At 72.9% G+C, this 18320-nt stretch carries 18 protein-coding genes; 12 read left to right on the top strand and 6 right to left on the bottom strand.

Annotated features, from left to right (window positions below):
• Positions 1-8 precede the first annotated feature (8 nt).
• Together ASC77_RS17635 and ASC77_RS17630 are read right to left on the bottom strand one after the other, a co-directional pair.
• A complete protein-coding gene (locus ASC77_RS17635; protein ID WP_056155932.1) occupies positions 9-3317 on the bottom strand; it encodes a DUF2126 domain-containing protein in 3309 nt (1102 codons plus the stop codon).
• 57 nt (positions 3318-3374) lie between these two features.
• On the bottom strand, positions 3375-4481 hold the full coding sequence (locus ASC77_RS17630; RefSeq protein ID WP_056155929.1) for a glycoside hydrolase family 3 N-terminal domain-containing protein: 1107 nt from the start codon (positions 4479-4481) through the stop codon (positions 3375-3377).
• A 100-nt stretch (positions 4482-4581) separates the two neighbouring features.
• Between ASC77_RS17630 and ASC77_RS17625 the strand changes: the two genes are divergently transcribed.
• The gene (locus ASC77_RS17625; RefSeq protein ID WP_235547773.1) at positions 4582-5160 is read left to right on the top strand and encodes a winged helix-turn-helix domain-containing protein; all 579 of its coding nucleotides are present in this window, start codon (positions 4582-4584) and stop codon (positions 5158-5160) included.
• Positions 5157-6407 carry an MFS transporter gene (locus ASC77_RS17620; protein ID WP_056155925.1) on the top strand — a complete coding sequence of 417 codons (1251 nt, stop codon included), beginning with the start codon at positions 5157-5159 and terminating at the stop codon, positions 6405-6407. The genes ASC77_RS17625 and ASC77_RS17620 overlap by 4 nt, the downstream gene beginning before the upstream one ends.
• Here ASC77_RS17620 and hisC read toward each other — a convergent pair.
• Together hisC and ASC77_RS17610 are read right to left on the bottom strand one after the other, a co-directional pair.
• A complete protein-coding gene (gene hisC, locus ASC77_RS17615; RefSeq protein ID WP_056155922.1) occupies positions 6397-7467 on the bottom strand; it encodes a histidinol-phosphate transaminase in 1071 nt (356 codons plus the stop codon). The two genes, ASC77_RS17620 and hisC, sit on opposite strands and share 11 nt — an antisense overlap.
• Before the next feature lie 13 nt (positions 7468-7480).
• Entirely contained in the window at positions 7481-8038 is a 558-nt protein-coding gene (locus ASC77_RS17610) for a VanZ family protein (RefSeq protein WP_156391156.1), read from the bottom strand.
• Between the two features lie 71 nt (positions 8039-8109).
• On the opposite strand from ASC77_RS17610, the gene ASC77_RS17605 reads away from it, so the two are divergent.
• The gene (locus ASC77_RS17605; protein ID WP_156391155.1) at positions 8110-8538 is read left to right on the top strand and encodes a hypothetical protein; all 429 of its coding nucleotides are present in this window, start codon (positions 8110-8112) and stop codon (positions 8536-8538) included.
• A gap of 1 nt (position 8539) precedes the next feature.
• On the opposite strand, the gene ASC77_RS17600 is transcribed toward ASC77_RS17605, so the two are convergent.
• Positions 8540-9133: a TetR/AcrR family transcriptional regulator gene (locus ASC77_RS17600; protein WP_056155913.1), complete on the bottom strand. Its 594-nt coding sequence runs from the start codon at positions 9131-9133 to the stop codon at positions 8540-8542.
• Positions 9134-9194: 61 nt separating this feature from the next.
• Between ASC77_RS17600 and ASC77_RS17595 the strand changes: the two genes are divergently transcribed.
• Together ASC77_RS17595 and ASC77_RS17590 are read left to right on the top strand one after the other, a co-directional pair.
• Positions 9195-10523 (top strand): carotenoid oxygenase family protein, encoded by a 1329-nt coding sequence (locus ASC77_RS17595; RefSeq protein WP_056155910.1) that lies wholly within the window; start codon positions 9195-9197, stop codon positions 10521-10523.
• Between the two features lie 58 nt (positions 10524-10581).
• Positions 10582-11964: an amino acid permease gene (locus tag ASC77_RS17590; RefSeq protein WP_056155908.1), complete on the top strand. Its 1383-nt coding sequence runs from the start codon at positions 10582-10584 to the stop codon at positions 11962-11964.
• 158 nt (positions 11965-12122) lie between these two features.
• Here ASC77_RS17590 and ASC77_RS17585 read toward each other — a convergent pair whose 3' ends face one another.
• The gene (locus ASC77_RS17585; protein ID WP_056156580.1) at positions 12123-13046 is read right to left on the bottom strand and encodes a dimethylarginine dimethylaminohydrolase family protein; all 924 of its coding nucleotides are present in this window, start codon (positions 13044-13046) and stop codon (positions 12123-12125) included.
• Between the two features lie 82 nt (positions 13047-13128).
• Between ASC77_RS17585 and ASC77_RS17580 the strand changes: the two genes are divergently transcribed.
• Genes ASC77_RS17580 through ASC77_RS17550 form a run of 7 tightly spaced genes read left to right on the top strand, consistent with a single transcriptional unit; the run spans position 13129 to position 18303 of the window.
• Positions 13129-13809 carry a GntR family transcriptional regulator gene (locus ASC77_RS17580; RefSeq protein ID WP_056155904.1) on the top strand — a complete coding sequence of 227 codons (681 nt, stop codon included), beginning with the start codon at positions 13129-13131 and terminating at the stop codon, positions 13807-13809.
• A gap of 9 nt (positions 13810-13818) precedes the next feature.
• Entirely contained in the window at positions 13819-14241 is a 423-nt protein-coding gene (locus ASC77_RS17575; RefSeq protein ID WP_056156578.1) for a phage holin family protein, read from the top strand.
• A gap of 3 nt (positions 14242-14244) precedes the next feature.
• A complete protein-coding gene (locus tag ASC77_RS17570; protein WP_056155900.1) occupies positions 14245-14745 on the top strand; it encodes a low molecular weight protein-tyrosine-phosphatase in 501 nt (166 codons plus the stop codon).
• On the top strand, positions 14742-15608 hold the full coding sequence (locus ASC77_RS17565; RefSeq protein WP_056155897.1) for a fructosamine kinase family protein: 867 nt from the start codon (positions 14742-14744) through the stop codon (positions 15606-15608). Before ASC77_RS17570 ends, ASC77_RS17565 begins: the two co-directional genes overlap by 4 nt.
• Before the next feature lie 48 nt (positions 15609-15656).
• Complete coding sequence (locus ASC77_RS17560) at positions 15657-16361, top strand: response regulator transcription factor (protein ID WP_056155894.1); 705 nt, start codon at positions 15657-15659, stop codon at positions 16359-16361.
• Positions 16358-17767, top strand: a complete 1410-nt coding sequence (locus ASC77_RS17555; RefSeq protein ID WP_056155892.1) for a sensor histidine kinase — start codon at positions 16358-16360, stop codon at positions 17765-17767. Before ASC77_RS17560 ends, ASC77_RS17555 begins: the two co-directional genes overlap by 4 nt.
• On the top strand, positions 17719-18303 hold the full coding sequence (locus ASC77_RS17550; RefSeq protein ID WP_056155890.1) for a DUF3558 family protein: 585 nt from the start codon (positions 17719-17721) through the stop codon (positions 18301-18303). The genes ASC77_RS17555 and ASC77_RS17550 overlap by 49 nt, the downstream gene beginning before the upstream one ends.
• Positions 18304-18320: the final 17 nt, after the last annotated feature.

Below are 18320 nucleotides of genomic sequence, written 5' to 3'. Positions count from 1 at the left end.
CGGCACCCTCATCCGGGAGGCACCCGCCTCAGGTCGAGGGTCCGCGGGTAGTCCTCGGTCGCGGCCCGGCGACCGGCGTCGAGCGCCGCTGCGACGTCGATCCGGCCGGAGGTGTGACCACGCGGCTCGAACCGGCCGAGGCGACGGGCCTCGGCCTCCTGGGCGTTGACCGGTGGGTGGTCGTAGGAGCGACCCCCCGGGTGGACCACGTGGTACGTCGCGCCGCCCAGCGAGGTCTCGGCCACGACGTCGACGACGTCGAAGCGCAGCGGTGCGTGCACCGGGATCGACGGGTGCAGGGCCGACCACGGCTGCCAGGCGCGGTAGCGCACGCCGGCGTAGAGGGCGCCGTCGCTGGTCGCGGTCAGGGGCACCGGGACACCCTGACACGTGACGAGGTGCCGGGAGGGGTCGATCCCACGGACCAGCACCTGGAGGCGCTCGACCGAGGAGTCGACGTAGCGCGCGGTGCCGCCGGCGGTCGCCTCCTCGCCCAGCACGTGCCAGGGCTCGATGGCCGAGCGGAGCTCCAGGGTGATGTCGTCGCCGAGGGTCGCCAGTCCGATCCGTGGGAAGCGGAACTCCGTGAACGGGTCGAGCCACGCGTCCTCGAACGGGATGCCGAAGGCTCGCAGGTCGGCGGCGACCTCGGCGATGTCGCTGGTGGCGCCCTCGGGCAGCAGGAAGTCCTCGTGCAGCCGGGTGCCCCAGCGCACCAGCTGCCCCGTGAGCGGCCGCTCCCAGAACATCGCGACCAGGCTGCGCACCAGCAGGGCCTGGACCAGCGCCATCTGCGGGTGCGGCGGCATCTCGAAGCCGCGCAGCTCCAGCAGCCCGAGCCGGCCGCGGGAGGAGTCGGGGCTGTACATCTTGTCGACGCAGAACTCCGCGCGGTGGGTGTTGCCGGTCAGGTCGGTCAGCAGGTGCCGCAGCGCCCGGTCGACGAGCCACGGTCGCGGCTCGCCCCCCTCCTCGGCCTGCTCGGCCACCAGCCGGGCGATCTCGGCCGCCGCGATCTCCATCTCGTAGACGGCCTCGGGCCGGCCCTCGTCGAAGCGCGGCGCCTGGCTGGTCGGGCCGATGAAGCGGCCGGAGAAGAGGTAGGACAGCGACGGGTGCCGCTGCCAGTAGGTGATCAGGCTGACGAGCAGGTCGGGCCGGCGCAGCAGCGGGGAGTCGACCGGCTGGGTGCCGCCGAGGGTGATGTGGTTGCCGCCGCCGGTGCCGGTGTGCAGCCCGTCGAGGTCGAACTTCTCGGTCGTGAGGGCGCAGTGCCGCGCCGCGTCGTACAGCGTCGTCGTGAGGTCGCGCTGCTCGGCCCAGCTCCCGGTGGGCTGGACGTTGACCTCGATGACGCCGGGGTCGGGCGTGACGACGAGCTGGGTGAGGCGCGGGTCCGGCGGCGGACCGTAGCCCTCGAGGACCACCGGGCAGCCGATCCGCCGGGTGGCGACCTCGACCAGCCGCAGCAGGTCGGTGTAGTCCTCGAGCCGCTCGGTCGGCGGCAGGAAGACGTGCACGTGCCCGTCGCGTGCCTCGAAGGTGAGCGCCGTGGTCGGCGCCCCCTCGGGGTCGCTGAGCCGGACCGCTCGTACGACGGGGCGCAGCGGCGGGCCGGCCTCGAGGTACGACGGCTGGTCGGGCGCCTCCGGATCGGTCCACGAGATCGCGTCGAGCGGGAGCCGCAGGCCCACCGGCGAGGTGCCCGGGGTGAGGACCAGCCGGCCGCGACGGAAGCGCCAGGCGGGGCTCGTCCAGTCGTCCTCGCCGGTGGCGATGGGGAGCACCCAGCCGCGCACCTCCGTGACGTCGGCGTCCATCGCCGTGACGATCTCGGTGGTTGAGGAAGGACGAAGTCCTGTCTCGAAACCCTCGTCGGCCGGGTCGCCCACGGGCTTGCGGACCTCGGTCACCAGCGCGGCCAGCGGGTCGTCGTACGCCGCGCGCAGCTGCTCCGGCGGCAGCCCGAGGCTCTCGGTCACCCGGCGGGCCAGCGCCTCGGCGTCCTGCTCCGCGTCCCGCTCTCCGCTGGTCGAGCCTGCCGAGTCCCCCCACGGATCCGCGAAGAGGTCCGGGCCCTCCCAGAGCGGGACGCCGTCGGTGCGCCACTGGAGCGCGATGTTCCAGCGCGGCAGCGGCTCGCCGGGGTACCACTTGCCCTGGCCGCGGTGCACGACCCCGCCGGTGGCGTACACCTGGCGGAGCCGGTCGGCCAGGTCGTTCGCGAGCGTCCGCTTCTCGGGGCCGTCGGCGTCGGTGCTCCACTGCGGCGTGGTGGCGTCGTCGCGCGAGACGAAGGTCGGCTCGCCGCCCATCGTCAGGCGGACGTCGCCGGCGACCAGGCGCTCGTCGACCGCCTCGCCGAGCGCGTCGATGCGCGCCCACTGGGCGTCGGTGTAGGGCCGGGTCACGCGCGGGTCCTCGTGGACGCGGCGCACCTCGTTGTGGAAGGAGAAGCTCACCTCGACCGGGTCGGTGGCGCCCTCGATCGGGGCAGCGGCGCTGGGGTGCGGGGTCGCCGAGAGCGGGATGTGCCCCTCGCCGGCGAAGAGCGCGGACGTCGGGTCGAGGCCGATCCACCCGGCGCCGGGGACGAAGACCTCGGCCCAGGCGTGCAGGTCGGTGAAGTCCTGCGCCGTCCCGGTCGGCCCGTCCAGGCCGACCATGCTGTCAGGGTCGGCGGCGAGCTGGACCAGGTAGCCGGAGACGAACCGGGCGGCCAGGCCGTGCTGGCGCAGCAGGCTGACCAGCAGCCAGGCGCTGTCGCGGCACGACCCGATCCCGATGCGCAGCGTCTCGTCGGGGGTCTGCACCCCGGTCTCCATCCGCACGGAGTAGGCGACGTCGCGGTGCACGGCCGCGTTGAGGCCGGCCAGGAACTGCACGATCGGCACGCCGTCCTCCGGCAGCGGCGGCAGCGCCTCGCGCCACGTGGCGGCGGCCTCGCTGTCGTCGACGGGGCGCAGGTACGGCGCCAGGTCCGCCGCGAGGCTGGGCTCGTAGGCGAACGGGAACTGCTCGGCGTACTCCTCCACGAAGAAGTCCAGCGGGTTGATCACCATCAGGTCGGCGACCAGCCCGACGGTGATGTCGAGCTCGGTCACCTTCTCCGGGAAGACGAGCCTGGCCAGCCAGTTGCCGAACGGGTCCTGCTGCCAGTTGAGGAAGTGGTTCTTGGGGCTGACGGTCAGGGAGTAGGCCTCGATGGGGGTCCGCGCGTGCGGCGCGGGCCGCAGCCGGACCACGTGCGGGGCCACGTTCACGGGCTCCGCGAAGGTGTAGGTGGTCCGATGCTCGAGTGCGACCTTGACCGACATGGCCCCCACCCTGCCCGTGATGCGTTGCAGGGAGGTAACCCGTCCGGCGGGTGGCGGTCAGAGGAGACCCTGGCGCTGCTTCGCGGTGAGGACCCGGAGGGCCGAGGCGTGCACCTGCGCACGGAAGGCCTGGTCGGAGCGTGCCCGCTGGAGCACCGCGCGGTACATCGCCGGCAGGGTGCCCGGGTGGACGGTGAGCACGACGTCGCCGCCGGCCGCGACGAACCGCACCGCCCGCTGCCCCTGCGAGACGCCGGCCACCTGGCGCGCCCCGCCGAGGTCGTCGGAGATCACCACCCCGTCGAAGCCCAGGTCGCGGCGCAGCATCGTGCCGACGACGTACGGCGAGAAGGCCGCGGGCCGGCGCGGGTCCAGGCGGGTGTAGACGGCCGTCGACATCATCACGAACGGCGCGCCCGCCTCGACCGCCGCCCGGAAGGGCGCGAGGTAGGGGTCGCGGCGACGGGTGACCGAGTCGGTCACGTGGCTGCTGGTGTCGGTGTTGGCGCGCACCCGCCCGAGCCCGGGGAAGTGCTTGACCGCGGTCGCGACCCGGCCGTCGGCGAAGCCGCGCACGAACGCCAGCCCGTGCCGGGTGACGGCCCGGGGCGTGTAGCCGTACTCGCGGTCGAAGACGCCGATCGGCGGGTTGCGGCGTGCGGCCCGAGGGCCGGGCACGGTGTCGAGCACCGGCGCCAGGTCGAGGTTGACGCCCGCGCGGCGCAGCTCGCCCGCCCACCGCCGGGCGGCCGCGCGCAGGCGGCTCGGCCGCCAGCGCCCCTGCTCGAGGGCGGTCGGGATCGGCGAGAAGCCGGGGCCCTGGAGCACCCGGACCAGGCCGCCCTCCTGGTCGGTCGCCACGAAGAGGCGGGCGCCGGAGGTCGATCGCCTCGACACCTGGGCCTGCATCGTGCGCGCGACCCGGGCCGGCGGACGCACCCCGTGGTGGCTGCGGCCGGTCAGCATCACGTTGCCCACGTGGAAGCGGCCGATCTGCGCCCGGGTCCGGGTGTCGACCTCGTCGGCGGGCGTCCCGACCATGAAGAGCTGGCCCACCTGCTGGGTCAGCGTCATCCGGTCCAGCGCCGTCTCGGCGGGGCTGGGCGGCGGGGCCACCGCGGGCGAGAAGAGCACCGCGGCGAGGGCGACGGACGGGACGAGCACGCGGGCGACCGTACCGGCCGGCTGTCCTCCTCATCCGCCCGGGTCCACGCATTGCAAAGAACTGTTTGCAAAGTGATGTTTGCAGTCGTACGGTGACCAGGTGGACCTGACCTCGATCACCCCGTCGCCCCAGCAGATGAAGGCGCTCACCCACCCCGTACGGGTGCGGATGCTCGGCATGCTGCGCATCGACGGGCCGGCGACGGCGACCACCCTCGCCGCCCGCCTCGGGCTCAACACCGGCGCGACGTCCTACCACCTGCGCCAGCTCGCCCAGCACGGCTTCGTGGTCGAGGACGCCGAGCGCGGCAACGCCCGCGACCGCTGGTGGAAGGCCGCCCACCAGAGCACCACGACGGACACCGCCGGGCCGGCCGAGCCCGAGGCGCGCGACACCCTGGACGCCTACCTGCAGTCCGTCGTCGTGGTCACCACCGAGCGGCTGCAGCGTTCCGTGGAGGAGCTGCCGCTGCTGCCGGAGGAGTGGCGGGATGCGACGACGTACAGCGACTGGGTGGTGCGGCTGACCCCGCGCAAGGCCCGCGCCGTCATCGCGCAGCTCGTCGAGGCGATGAAGGAGATCGACGAGGAGGACGACGACGAGGCCGCGCCGTACGTGCTCCAGCTGAACGCGTTCCCCTATCCGGGCAAGGTCGGCGCGGGCGAGGCGGAGCAGTGAGCTCGCGCCGCCCGCTCTACGGCTGGCTGACCGCCGAGGCGATCTCGCTCACCGGCACCCGGGTGTCGATGATCGCGCTGCCGTGGTTCGTGCTGACCACGACGGGCAGCCCGACGAGGACCGGTCTCGTGGCGCTCGCCGAGATGCTGCCCCTGGTCGTGCTCAAGGTGCTCAGCGGTCCGGTGATCGACCGGGTCGGCGCGCGCCGGGTGAGCATCGCGTGCGACGTGGCCTCCGTGGCCGCGGTCGGCGCGATCCCGCTCCTGCACGAGGCCGGGATGCTGACCTTCCCCGTGCTGCTCGTGCTGGTCGCCCTCGCGGGCGCGCTCCGCGGGCCGGGCGACGCCGCCAAGGCCGCCCTGACCCCGGCGGTCGTGGCCGCCGCCGACGTGCCGATGGAGCGGGCGACCGGCCTGCACTCGACCGTCGAGCGCACCGCCGGCCTCCTCGGTGCGGCCGGGGCCGCCGGGCTGGTCGCGGCGATCGGGGCCGCCGATGCGCTGCTCGTCGACGCCCTGTCCTTCGGCGCGTCGGCCGCGGTCCTGGCCGCCACGACACGCACGCTCCGCAAGGTCGGGAGCGACGAGGAGGACGACCCGGCGTCGTACGGCGCCCGGCTCCGCGCGGGCTGGGACTTCCTCCGGGGCGACCGGGTGCTGCTCGGCATCACCGTGATGGTCGCGCTGACCAACCTCCTCGACGCCGCCTACATCACCGTCCTGGTGCCGGTGTGGTCCAAGGAGGTCGTGGGCAGCGCCAGCGGCGTCGCCCTCCTCTTCGCGTTCTTCGGCGGCAGTGCCGCGGTCGGTGCGCTCTGCGCGTCCGCCTGGGGCGCCCGGATGCCCCGGCGTACGACGTACCTCGTGGCGTTCCTCCTCGCGGGCGCACCCCGCTTCGTGGTGATGGCGCTCGACTCACCCGTGTGGCTCGTGGTCGGCACCTGTGCCGTCGCCGGCTTCGCGGCCGGCTTCATCAACCCGATCCTCGGGGCGGTGATCTTCGAGCGGATCCCCACCGACCTCACCGGCCGGGTCTCCGCGCTGACCACCGCGATGTGCTTCGCGCTGATCCCCTTCGGCGGCGTGCTCGGCGGCCTGCTCGTCTCCGGCGTCGGGCTCACGCCCGCCCTCCTGGCGGTCGGCGTCGCCTACTTCGTCGTCACGATGCTGCCGGCGGTCGACCCGCACTGGCGCGAGCTCGACCGGCGCCCGTCACGAGCGCTCGAGCCCGCTGCCGTCAGCGGGTGAAGCCGGCAGCGACGGACACCAGCCGGTCGTTGGCCTCGGGCTCCCCGATCGACACCCGGCAGCCCTCGCCGGCGAACGGCCGCACGGTGATGCCGGCCTCGTCGGCGGCGGCCGCGAAGTCGCCTGTGCGCTCACCGAGCTCGAACCACACGAAGTTGCCCTGCGGCTCGGGCACGTCCCAGCCGACCTCGCGCAGCCCGGCCACGACCCGGTCCCGCTCGGCCACCAGGGCGTCGACCCGCTCGAGCAGCTCGGCACGCCGCTCGAGGGACGCCACCGCCGCCGCCTGGGCGATCGTCGAGACGCCGAACGGCAGCGACACCGCGCGCAGCGCCGCCGCGATCGGCGCGGGCGCGACGGCGTACCCGACCCGGAAGCCGGCGAGCCCGTACGCCTTGGAGAAGGTGCGGGTGAGCACGACGTTGTCGTGGCGGCGGTAGGTCGCGATGCCGTCGACGGCGTCGTCCATCCGGACGAACTCGAGGTAGGCCTCGTCGACGACGACCAGGACGTGCGACGGCACCCGGGCGAGGAAGGCGTCGAGCTCGGCCTGGGTGACGGCCGGGCCGGTCGGGTTGTTGGGCGTGCAGACCAGCACGACCTTGGTGCGGTCGGTGATCGCGGCCGCCATCGCGTCGAGGTCGTGCCGACCGTCGGCGAGCACCGGCACCTGCACCGACGTCGCGGCTGCCGCGGTGATCGCGATCGGGTAGGCCTCGAAGGAGCGCCACGCGAAGACGACCTCGTCGCCGGGATCGCAGAACGCCTGCACCAGCTGGTAGATCAGCCCCACCGACCCGGTGGCGACCGACAGGTGCTCGGCCGGCACGTCGAAGGTCTCGGCGAGCGCGGCGTTCAGCCCGGCGCTCCCCATGTCGGGATAGCGGTTCATCGCCGCGACCCCCGCCTGCACGGCCTCGACGACGCCGGGCAGCGGCGGGTAGGGGTTCTCGTTGGAGGACAGCTTGTACGACGTCATCCCGGGTCGGACCGTCGGCGGCTTGCCTGCGACGTACGGCGGGATCTCCGCCACGGTCGCGCGCGGCTGCGGAGTGCTCATCCGAGCACCATAGTCAGGCCCGTCGGCGGTGACGCCAGGGGCGCAGCAGGAGTGCGAGCACGATGCCGAGGGCGACGCCGAGCACGGCGCCGGTGACGTTGTCGATGACGTCGGTGACGTCGCAGGCACGGTCGATGCGGGCCAACGCGAGCTGGGTGGCCTCGATGCCGATGGAGTAGCCCGCCAGGCCGACGAGGCCCAGCGGCACCAGGACCCAGGCGATCCGCCAGCGGGCGCAGGCGAGCACGAGCAGCACGCCGGCCGGGACGAAGACGACCGTGTTCAGCAGTCGCTGACCACCCGAGAAGATCCAGAACCCGTCCGGCGCCGGCCCACCGATGTCCCACGAGCAGGTGGTGAGCCGCCCCTCCGCGTAGACGACGCCGGGGGCGCCGTTGGCCGGGATCAGGGTGATCGACCCGATGATCGCGATCGACCACAGGAACCCGGCGATCGCCAGCGCCGACAGCCAGCCGAGCCGTCGCCGGAGGGCCAGAGCCAGCAGGACGCAGAGCAGGCCGGACACCGCGACGAGCAGCAGCATCACCCCCACGCCGCCGACCGGAAACACGTCGCCGAGGCTACCCACTAGGTTGCCGCAAGCCGTCCCGCGAGGGTCAGCGCGAGCCCTACGCTCCGGCCATGACCTCTCGCCGAACCGTTGCGGTGCTCCTGACCGCGCTCGCTCTCGCCTTCTCGGGCCTGACCGCCGCCTCGGCTCCGGCGACCTCGGACACCCCGAGGACCGTCCTCTTCAACATGTACGCGCACGGCTACGCGAAGCCGAGGACGATCTACCTGTCCGCGAATGCCGGTCCCTACCTGAAGAAGCTGGCCTGGGACGACTGGGGCAGCGCCACGACCGTCGCCGAGGGCGTCTACGTCAGCGACTGCGCTTCCTGCTCGCCGCCGAAGCGTCGTACAGCGACCGTGACGCTGAGCAAGCCGGTCGTCTGCACGCACGGTGAGGGCAAGGGCCTGCGGACCTACCGCAAGGCCGTCGTCACGCTGAGCGGGCCGGACCGGGGCAGCACCGGCACGACCTTCCGGATCCCCGCCGGCTGCCCCTGACTCAGGGGCCCAGCGCGGTCAGCAGGTTGGCCAGCAACGGCTGCAGGATCTGGGCCTCGGGATCCTCGACCACGTGGCTCAGTCCGCTGAGCTCGATCATCACGTAGCCGTGCAGGGCCGCCCAGAACTGGCCGGCCACGGCCGCCGCGTCGCCCGGCCGGATCGCGCCGACGTCCATGACCCGCTGCACGACCGCGACCAGCTGGTCGAAGGCCGCGAGGCCGACCTCGAGCTCCGCCTGGGTCAGGCGGTACTCGCCCAGGGACGCCGACCCGAACATGACCAGGTAGAGGTGCGGGTCGGCGAGGGCGTGCGCCCGGTAGGCCACCGACGACGCCACCAGGTCCGCCAGCGGGTCGTCGGTCCGCTCGACCTCCGCCACCCGGGCGTAGAGCCGCGCGAACCCCTCGGCCACGACCGCCCGGACCAGGCCCGGCATCCCGCCGAAGTGCGTGTAGACGGCCATCGTCGACGTCCCGGCGTCGCGGGCGAGGCGGCGCGCGCTCAGCGCCGCCGGACCGTCCTCGCTCAGGATGTCGGCCGCGACCTCGATCAGGCGACGTCGTACGTCGGTCTCGCTCGGCTCCGTGGACACGTTGCCAGCCTGCCATAACGGCGTTATGGTCTCGGGATAACAGCGTTATGGAGGCGCCGAGATGAACCGCTACCTGCAGGACACGTTCGCACCTGTGCACGAGGAGCTCACGGCCTTCGACCTCGAGGTCACCGGCTCCGTCCCCGACCACCTCGACGGCCGCTACCTGCGGATCGGCCCGAACCCCGCGACCGACCCCGGCGAGGGCTACCACTGGTTCCTCGGCGAGGGCATGGTGCACGGCGTGCGCCTCGAGGACGGGCACGCGCGGTGGTACCGCAACCGCTACGTCCGCGCGCAGGGCGACGACTTCCCGCCCAACACCAACGTGCTCGAGCACGCCGGTCGCACGCTCGCGATCGTCGAGGCCGGCGGCAAGCCGTACGAGCTCACCCACGACCTCGACACCGTCGGGCCCTGCGACCTCGGCACCGTGACCGGCGGCTACTCGGCGCACCCCCACGAGGACCCGGCGACCGGCGAGCTGCACGCGGTCTCCTACAACTGGGCGCGCGGCAACCTCGTCGACTACTCCGTCGTCGGCACCGACGGGCGCGTGCGGCAGCAGACCGAGATCGAGGTGACGGGCAGCCCGATGATCCACGACTGCGCGTTGACCGAGCACTACCTCGTCGTCTACGACCTCCCGGTCACCTTCGACCTCGGCATGGTCGCGGGCGAGCCGCCCCGACCGGTGACCGACCGTCAGATCGACACGACCCTGCGCGGCGGCGCCGCACGAACACTCCCGTACTCGTGGGACGCCGACTACCCGGCCCGGATCGGCCTGCTGCCGCGCGAGGGCACCAGCGCCGACGTGCGCTGGTTCGAGATCGACCCCTGCTACGTCTTCCACACGCTGAACGCCTACGAGGAGGGCGACGACGTCGTCATCGACGTGGTGCGCCACGACCGGATGTTCGCCACCGACTTCACCGGCCCCAACGAGGGCCCGGCCTACCTCACCCGCTTCACGATCGACACCGTCGCCGGCAAGGTGCGCGAGCACCGCTTCGACGAGCACAGCCAGGAGTTCCCGCGCTACGACGAGCGGCTCACGGGCCGTCGGCACCGCTTCGGGTACGCCGCGGGGGTGGCGGCCGCCGGCGTACGCACCGGCGACACCGTGCTCAAGCACGACGTCGTCTCCGGTACCACCACCGAGCGCCGCCTCGGCGCGGGCCGCGAGGTCAGCGAGTTCTGCTTCGTGCCCTCCGCGCCGGACGCGGCCGAGGACGACGGGATCCTGATGGGCTACGTCTTCGACGCCGGCACCGGTCGCAGCGATCTCGTCCTGCTCGATGCCGAGACCCTCGAGGACGTCGCCGCCGTGCACCTCCCGGGCCGCGTGCCCGCCGGCTTCCACGGCAACTGGGCACCGACGACCTGACCCCGCCCGACCCCCGCCCCGAGGTGTGGCCCGGGAGGATTCCGGGCACGGCTCGGTGATGAGCACGACCACCGAGCCCGACGCACCCACCCTCCAGCGCGGCCTCAAGCAGCGCCACCTGACGATGATCGCGATCGGCGGGGTGATCGGCGCCGGGCTGTTCGTCGGCTCCGGCGCGGTGATCACCCAGACCGGCCCGTCGGCGTTCCTGTCGTACGCGATCACGGGCGTGCTCATCATCCTGGTGATGCGGATGCTCGGGGAGATGGCCACGGCCAACCCCACGACCGGGTCGTTCTCGGAGTACGCCCGCACCGCCCTCGGTGGCTGGGCGGGCTTCTCGACGGCCTGGCTCTACTGGTACTTCTGGGTCATCGTCGTCGGCTTCGAGGCGGTCGCCGGCGCCGAGATCGTGCGCTACTGGATCGACCTCCCGCTGTGGCTGGTCTCGCTCGGCCTGATGGTGCTGATGACCGCGACCAACCTGACCTCGGTGCGCTCGTACGGCGAGTTCGAGTACTGGTTCGCCGGCATCAAGGTGCTGGCGATCATCGCGTTCCTCGTCCTCGGCACCCTGTACGTCGTCGGCTTCTGGCCCGACAAGGACTTCGACGTCAGCCTGATGACCAGCCACGGCGGCTTCTTCCCGATGGGCGTCGGGGCGATCTTCTCCAGCATCGTCGTGGTCGTCTTCTCGATGGTCGGCGCCGAGATCGCCACCGTGGCCGCGGCCGAGTCCGACGACCCCGAGCGGGCCGTCGCCCGCGCGACGCAGTCCGTGATCCTCCGCGTCGCGACGTTCTTCGTCGGCTCGATGATCCTGCTCGTGCTGATCGTCCCGTGGGACGACAACGAGCTCGGCGACTCGCCGTACGTCGCCGCGTTCACGCAGATGGGGATCCCGCACGCCGACGACATCATGAACGCCGTCGTCCTCACGGCGGTGCTGTCGTGCCTCAACTCGGGGCTCTACACGGCGTCGCGGATGGTGTTCGTGCTCGCGGACCGCGGCGAGGCGCCGCGGGCCCTGACCCGGATCAGCTCGCGCGGCGTCCCGGCGGCGGCGATCCTGACGTCGACCGTGGTCGGCTTCCTGTGCGTGATCGCCGCCTACGTCTCCCCCGACACCGTCTTCCTCTTCCTGCTCAACTCGTCGGGCGCCGTGATCCTCTTCGTCTACCTGCTCATCGCGATCAGCGAGCTGGTGCTGCGTCGCCAGACGCCCGCGGAGGAGCTGGTGGTGAAGATGTGGGCCTACCCCGTGCTCACCATCGCCGCGATCGCGGGCATCCTCGCGATCCTCGTGCAGATGGCGATCAAGGACGACACCCGCTCCCAGCTGCTGCTGAGCCTGCTGTCCTGGGCCGTCGCCCTGGTGCTGTACGCCGCCAACCGCCGCTTCTCGCGGTCGCGCGACCGGGAGCCCGTGTCGGCGAGCTGAGCTGGACCGCCGAGCCGACCTGGACCGCCGCGGACCCGGTCGACCGCCTCCGCCCCGAACCTGTCGACCAGAACCCGCAGGACCCGCCGATCGCTCACGGCGTGCCGTGCGGGTCTCGGCGGCCAGCCGGTGAAACCCGTCGGCGTGTCGCCGGTCTGTCAGCCCTGGACCGGCGGGAGCACGACCTCGCCGCCGGGGACGGCGGGCAGGTCCCGGCCGATCCGGACGTCGACGGGGTTGGTGAGGCAGCGGATCGAGCCGCCGCCCTTGTGGAACTCGGAGAGGTCGAGGAGCACGACCTCGAAGCCCCACTCCTCGAGCTGGGTGCGCACCCGGTCGGGGCAGGCGGGCATCACGACGGTCGCTCCACCTGATTCCTGGGGGATCACGATCGAGTTGGCGCAGAACGTCGTCAGCGCCTCCTCCTCGGTGAGCACCAGCGGCTCGGGCACCATCGCGAGCAGCGCGGCGGCGGACGCCTCGTCCAGCGCGGCCGGGCAGACCAGCGCGCGACGGTCGTCGAGCGGGCAGAAGGCCAGGTCGAGGTGGTACATCCCGGGGTGGGTGATCCGCAGGCCGCGGACCCGGATGCCGAGGTCGGTCGCCAGGTGCTTGAGGGCGAGCTCCTCGGTGCGCGGGCCATAGCCCACGACCAGCGCGTCGCCGAACGCGAACGCGTCGCCGGCCTCCAGGTGCGCGCCGACGCCCTCGCGCCCGACGTACGACGTCGCGAAGCCGTGCTCGGCGAACCAGGGCTGCGCCGACTCGGTCTCCATCCGCCGCTGCGGGTAGCGCATGTGGGACATCACGACGTGCCCCGACACGTGCCCGTCGCGGTCCTCGCGCTGGAGCACCAGGCCGAGGTTCATCGCGTAGACCATGTCGGGGGCGTCCGCGCGCTGCGGGAGCGCCTCGACGGTGCCGCCGAGGCGCTCGATGGTCTCGACCAGGGTGCGCCACTGGGCCATCGCCAGCTCGGGATCGGGCTGGTCGGAGGGGTCCATGAACGGGTTGATGACGTACTCGACGCGGAAGTGCGTCGGCTCGACCATGACGTAGTCACGACCCCAGGACAGCTCCATGAACACCCCTTCGCAGACCCCGTGGCGAGATTGCATGATTGTCTGACAATCTGACATGGCGAGTGTAGAGCACAATGTCCCCATGTCCACCGCCGAGCCCGAGCCCTTCAGCTCCCTCCACCTCGAGCTCGCCTCGACGGTGGACCGGGTCGCCGACGAGCTGCGCCGGGCGATCTTCGACGGCGAGCTGGAGTCGGGCACGGCGCTGCGCGAGGTGGCACTCGCGGCGTCCCTGGGCGTCTCGCGCCCGACGGTCCGCGAGGCGCTCGCGGTACTGGTCGCCGAGGGCCTCGCCACCCGCGAGCCCAACCGGGGCGTGAGCGTCTCGGCGCCGGCCGCCGACTCGGTGCGCGACGTCTGCCGCGCCCGCTGGGTGCTGGAGGGCGCCGGCGTACGCCGCTGGCCGAGCGCGTCGGAGGAGCTGCGCGACGCCGTGCGCAGCTCCCTGGTCCGCTACACGAGCGCGGTGCGCTCCGGGGCGTCGTACCAGGAGCTCAACGAGCGGCACCTGGCCTTCCACGTCTCCCTGGTCGGCCTGACCGACTCGCCGAGGCTGGTCGCGATGGCCGAGAGCCTGATGGTCGAGCTCAAGCTCGCGCTCGCCCAGGTCGACCGGATCCGCCGCAACGCCCACGACCAGGCCGACAGCCACACGGCGCTGGTGATGCTGCTCGAGCGCGGCGACGTCGAGGGCGCCTCGACCTTCCTCGAGAAGCACCTCGCCGACGCGGAGACGTCCATCATCGACGCGCTCAACCTCTAGGGTGTGGGCGTGGGATTCCTCAGGTTCTTCGGGTGGCTCGCCACCAACGCCATCGCCGTCGCCGCGGCGGCCGCGATCTTCGACGGCATCTACTTCGGCACCGCGGCCGACACCGCGTCGCAGGACTGGTCCGACAAGCTGTGGCCGCTGCTCTTCGTGGCGCTGGTCGTCGGCATCATCAACTCGTTCGTGCGCCCGATCATCAACTTCCTGTCGATCCCGTTCATCATCGTGACGCTCGGTCTCTTCCTGCTACTGACCAACGCGCTGATGCTCAGCTTCGCGGAGTGGCTGGTCGGCCTGTTCGGCGTCGACTTCACCGTCGACGGGTTCTGGACGACGATCGGCGGCGCCCTGGTCATCACCATCGTGACCTGGATCGTGCAGCTGATCTTCGGCAAGCCGCAGGCGGCCGTCGTCCAGGACTACTGACGGGTGCTGCCCGGCGCGCGCTCCCCGGACCGGTACCGGATCGAGCTCGTCTGCCTGGGCAACATCTGCCGCTCGCCGACGGCGCACGTCGTCCTCGAGGAGCGGCTGGCCGACGCCGGGCTCGCCGACCTGGTCGAGGTGTCGAGCTCGGGCACCGGCGGCTGGCACGTCGGGGCGCCGATGGATCGCCGTGCTGCGGCCGCGCTGACCGCAGCCGGGTACGACGCGACGCGCCACCGCGCTCGCCAGTACGACCCCGCCGCGGAGGTCGACCTCGTGCTCGTCATGGACGACGACAACCTCGCCGACGTCGGCGGTCGGACCGACCGGGTGCGCAAGTTCCGCGACTTCGACCCCACGGGCTCTACCGCCAAAGGGGGGAGCGACGTACCCGACCCGTACTACGGTGGGGACGACGGCTTCGAGGAGGTGCTCACGATGGTCGAACGGACGGCGTCCGCGATCGTCGACGCGCTGCTCCACGAACGGCCCTGGGTGTCGTGACCCGCCAGCCGCTGGTCGCGCGACGTGCCGAGGAGCTCCTCGGGACGCCGGTGATCGCGACCGCTCCGGTGGCCGGTGGCGACATCGCGACCTCGACCCGGCTGCGGCTCAGCGACGGCACCACGGCGCTGATGAAGACGCTCCCCCACGCCCCGGAGGACTTCTTCACCGACGAGGCCGAGGGGCTGCGGTGGCTGGGGCAGCCCGCCGCCGCGGGTGGCGCGCAGGTGCCCGAGGTCCTCGGCGCCGACCACGAGTGCCTGATCATCCGCTGGATCGAGCCCGGCAAGCAGTCGGTCGACGCCGCCGCCGCGTTCGGGCGCGAGCTCGCGGCGACGCACGCGGCGGGCGCCGACCGGTTCGGCCTCGAGCGCGACGGCTACATCGGCAGGCTGCCGCTGCCCAACCGGCCGACCGAGACCTGGGCCGAGTTCTACGCCGTACGCCGGGTGCTGCCCTACCTCAAGCTCGCCCGCGACCGCGGCGCCGTCGACGACCGCGACGCCGCCACCATCGAGGCCGTCGTCGCGCGGCTGCCCGACCTGGTGCCCGACGAGCCACCGGCCCGCCTGCACGGCGACCTCTGGAACGGCAACGTGCTGTGGGGGCTCGACGGCCGGGTCTGGCTGATCGACCCGGCGGCGTACGGCGGGCACCGCGAGGTCGACCTGGCGATGCTCGCGCTCTTCGGGCTGCCCCACCTGCCGCGCGTCCTCGACGCCTACGACGAGGTCGCGCCGCTCGCCGACGGCTGGCAGGACCGCGCCGCGCTGCACCAGATCTTCCCGCTGCTGGTGCACGCCTGCCACTTCGGCGGCGGGTACGCCGCCCGCGCCGCCCAGGCCGCGTCCACCTATGTCTGAGCTGTCCGTTCTCAGTGCCGGCTCAGACACGGCTGGCAGAGTGATCTCGTGAGCAGCACCCCCGTCACCAAGCCCCGCGTCCTCGTCGTCGACGACGACAAGGCCGTCCGTGAGTCGCTGCGGCGCTCGCTCGAGTTCAACGGGTACGACGTCTCGCTCGCCTCCGACGGGGCCGAGGCGCTCGCCGGCATCGCCGCGACCGACCCCGACGTGGTCGTGATGGACGTGATGATGCCGCGCCTCGACGGCCTCGAGGCGACCAAGGCGCTGCGCAAGGCGGGCAACGACCTGCCGATCCTGGTGCTCACCGCACGCGACGCCGTCGGCGACCGGGTCGAGGGCCTGGACGCCGGGGCCGACGACTACCTGACGAAGCCGTTCGCGCTGCAGGAGCTGCTCGCGCGGCTGCGGGCGCTGCTGCGCCGCGCCGTACCCCGCGAGGACGACCTCGACGAGACCATCGGCTTCTCCGACCTCACGATGGACATCGCCACCCGCGAGGTGAAGCGCGGCGAGCGGCAGATCGAGCTGACGCGCACCGAGTTCACGCTCCTGGAGATGTTCCTGCGCCGGCCGCGCCGGGTGCTCGAGCGCTCCTTCATCCTCGAGGAGGTCTGGGGCTACGACTTCCCGACGACCGCCAACTCGCTCGAGGTCTACGTCGGCTACCTGCGCCGCAAGACCGAGGCCGAGGGCGAGGCCCGGCTGATCCACACCGTGCGCGGTGTCGGCTACGTCCTGAAGGAATCGTGACCGTTCTCCCCTCCTCGGGCGTGGACGGCCGCTGGCACTACCGCAGGTCGCTCGCCTCCCGGGTCACCATCCTCACGACCTTGGCCGCAGGCGCGACGGTCGCGCTGATGGCCCTCGGCGCCTACGTCACCGTGCGGATGCAGCTGCAGGCCACCCTCGACGACGACCTCGTGCACCGCGCACAGAGCGCCTCGACCGCCTTGTGCGAGCCGGGGGTGCGGATGCCGGACGGCTACCTCGGCGCCTCCAGCTCGGCCGCGGTCTGCATCACGTCGAGCGCCGTCCTGGGCGGGGTCTCCGACCTCGGCCTCTCGGCGGTCCGGCTCGGCGACCCCGAGCTCGACGTGGCCAACGGCACCACCAGCAAGTCGGTGCGCACCATCACGGGCAGCAAGGGCGGCCGCTTCCGCGTGGTGGCGATGGACCGCGGCGAGGGCCGGACCATGATCATCGTGCAGTCGCTGGACTCGCAGGAGTCGGTGCTCCGCAAGCTCGGTGTCGTGATGGGGCTCTTCGGCCTCGCCGGCGTCATCGGCGCCGGCATCGCCGGCTGGGGTGTGGCCCGCAACGGCCTGCGCCCCGTACGCCGCCTCACCGACGCCGCCGAGCACATCGCCCGGACCGAGGACCTGCGGCCGCTGCCGGTGGAGGGCGACGACGAGCTGGCCCGCCTGGCCACGGCGTTCAACCAGATGCTCCTCGCACTCGCCGCGTCCCGCGACCGTCAGCGCCAGCTGGTCGCCGACGCCGGTCACGAGCTGCGGACGCCCCTCACCTCGCTGCGCACCAACCTCGACCTGCTCAGCCAGGTCGACGCCGAGGGCGTCGGGCTGCCGCCGGCGGCCCGCGCCGAGCTGCTCGAGGACGTGCACGCCCAGATCGAGGAGCTCACCACGCTGATCGGCGACCTGGTCGAGCTGGCGCGCGACGAGCCGCTCACCCACGTGGTGGAGCCCGTCGACCTGCCCGAGCTCGTCGACCGGGTGGTCGCGCGGGTGCGCCGCCGCGCGCCCGGTCTCTCCTTCGACGTGGAGCTGGCTCCCTGGTACGTCATCGGCGAGGGCGCCGGCCTGGAGCGCGCGGTGACCAACCTGCTCGACAACGCCGCCAAGTGGAGCCCCGAGGACGGCACGGTCACCGTGCGTCTCGCCGACGGCACGCTCACGGTCGACGACCAGGGACCCGGCATCGCGCCCGCCGACCGGCCGCACGTCTTCGACCGCTTCTACCGCTCCCAGGAGTCGCGCGGCATGTCCGGCTCCGGCCTCGGCCTCTCCATCGTCCGCCAGGTCGCCGAGCGGCACTCGGGCACCGTCACCGCGGACGACGCCCCGGGCGGCGGCGCCCGCCTCGTGCTGTGGCTGCCCGGCGCGTCCGCTCCGGTGCCGACCTGGACGCCGGCGTGAGGGCCGCCGCCCTGGCCGCCCTCGCGCTCGCGCTCGGCGGCCTCGCGGGCTGCTCCTCCTCCGACGGCTCCGGCACACCGAGCGCGGCGGAGTCCGCGGCGGCGAACGTCGCCTGGAGCCCGTGCGACGACCTCACCGCGGCCTCGGTCGGACGCCTGGTCGGCTCCGGCGTGAAGGAGCTGGACGGCACGCTGACCTCCCCGCGCTGCACGTTCACCCCGGCGCGCACGGGCGGACCGGCGTACGACGTGAACTACCTGTGGTTCGACGGCGGCCTCGACGCGGCCCTCGACGCGATGGGGGCCTCCGGTGCGCAGCTGGAGCCGATCGACGTCGCCGGCGCCGACGCGGCGCGCCTGGTCGTGCGGGCGGAGAAGAGCGGCGTCCTGGTCACCGGCTTCGTCCAGACCGAGGGCCTCGTGCAGAGCGTCAACGCCGCCCAGGTCGCGCCGTACGACGAGGACCAGGTCGTCGCCGGCACGAAGGCCCTCCTCGCCACCCTCGCCGCGAAGGCACCCACCACGCCGCAGGGGTAGTCCCTGACGATTTGGTC

The organism is Nocardioides sp. Root1257 (assembly GCF_001425175.1).
Classification (GTDB): domain Bacteria; phylum Actinomycetota; class Actinomycetes; order Propionibacteriales; family Nocardioidaceae; genus Nocardioides.
Note: the sequence above shows the minus strand (reverse complement) of the source record. Positions and strands in the feature narration are given on the sequence as shown.

Coding starts and splice junctions, on each gene's coding strand:
- ASC77_RS17635 (WP_056155932.1), bottom strand. CDS start 3,317: ATGTCGGTCAAGGTCGCACTCGAGCATCGGACCACCTACACCTTCGCG.
- hisC (WP_056155922.1), bottom strand. CDS start 7,467: ATGAGCACTCCGCAGCCGCGCGCGACCGTGGCGGAGATCCCGCCGTAC.
- ASC77_RS17605 (WP_156391155.1), top strand. CDS start 8,110: ATGACCTCTCGCCGAACCGTTGCGGTGCTCCTGACCGCGCTCGCTCTC.
- ASC77_RS17595 (WP_056155910.1), top strand. CDS start 9,195: ATGAACCGCTACCTGCAGGACACGTTCGCACCTGTGCACGAGGAGCTC.
- ASC77_RS17590 (WP_056155908.1), top strand. CDS start 10,582: ATGAGCACGACCACCGAGCCCGACGCACCCACCCTCCAGCGCGGCCTC.
- ASC77_RS17585 (WP_056156580.1), bottom strand. CDS start 13,046: ATGGAGCTGTCCTGGGGTCGTGACTACGTCATGGTCGAGCCGACGCAC.
- ASC77_RS17580 (WP_056155904.1), top strand. CDS start 13,129: ATGTCCACCGCCGAGCCCGAGCCCTTCAGCTCCCTCCACCTCGAGCTC.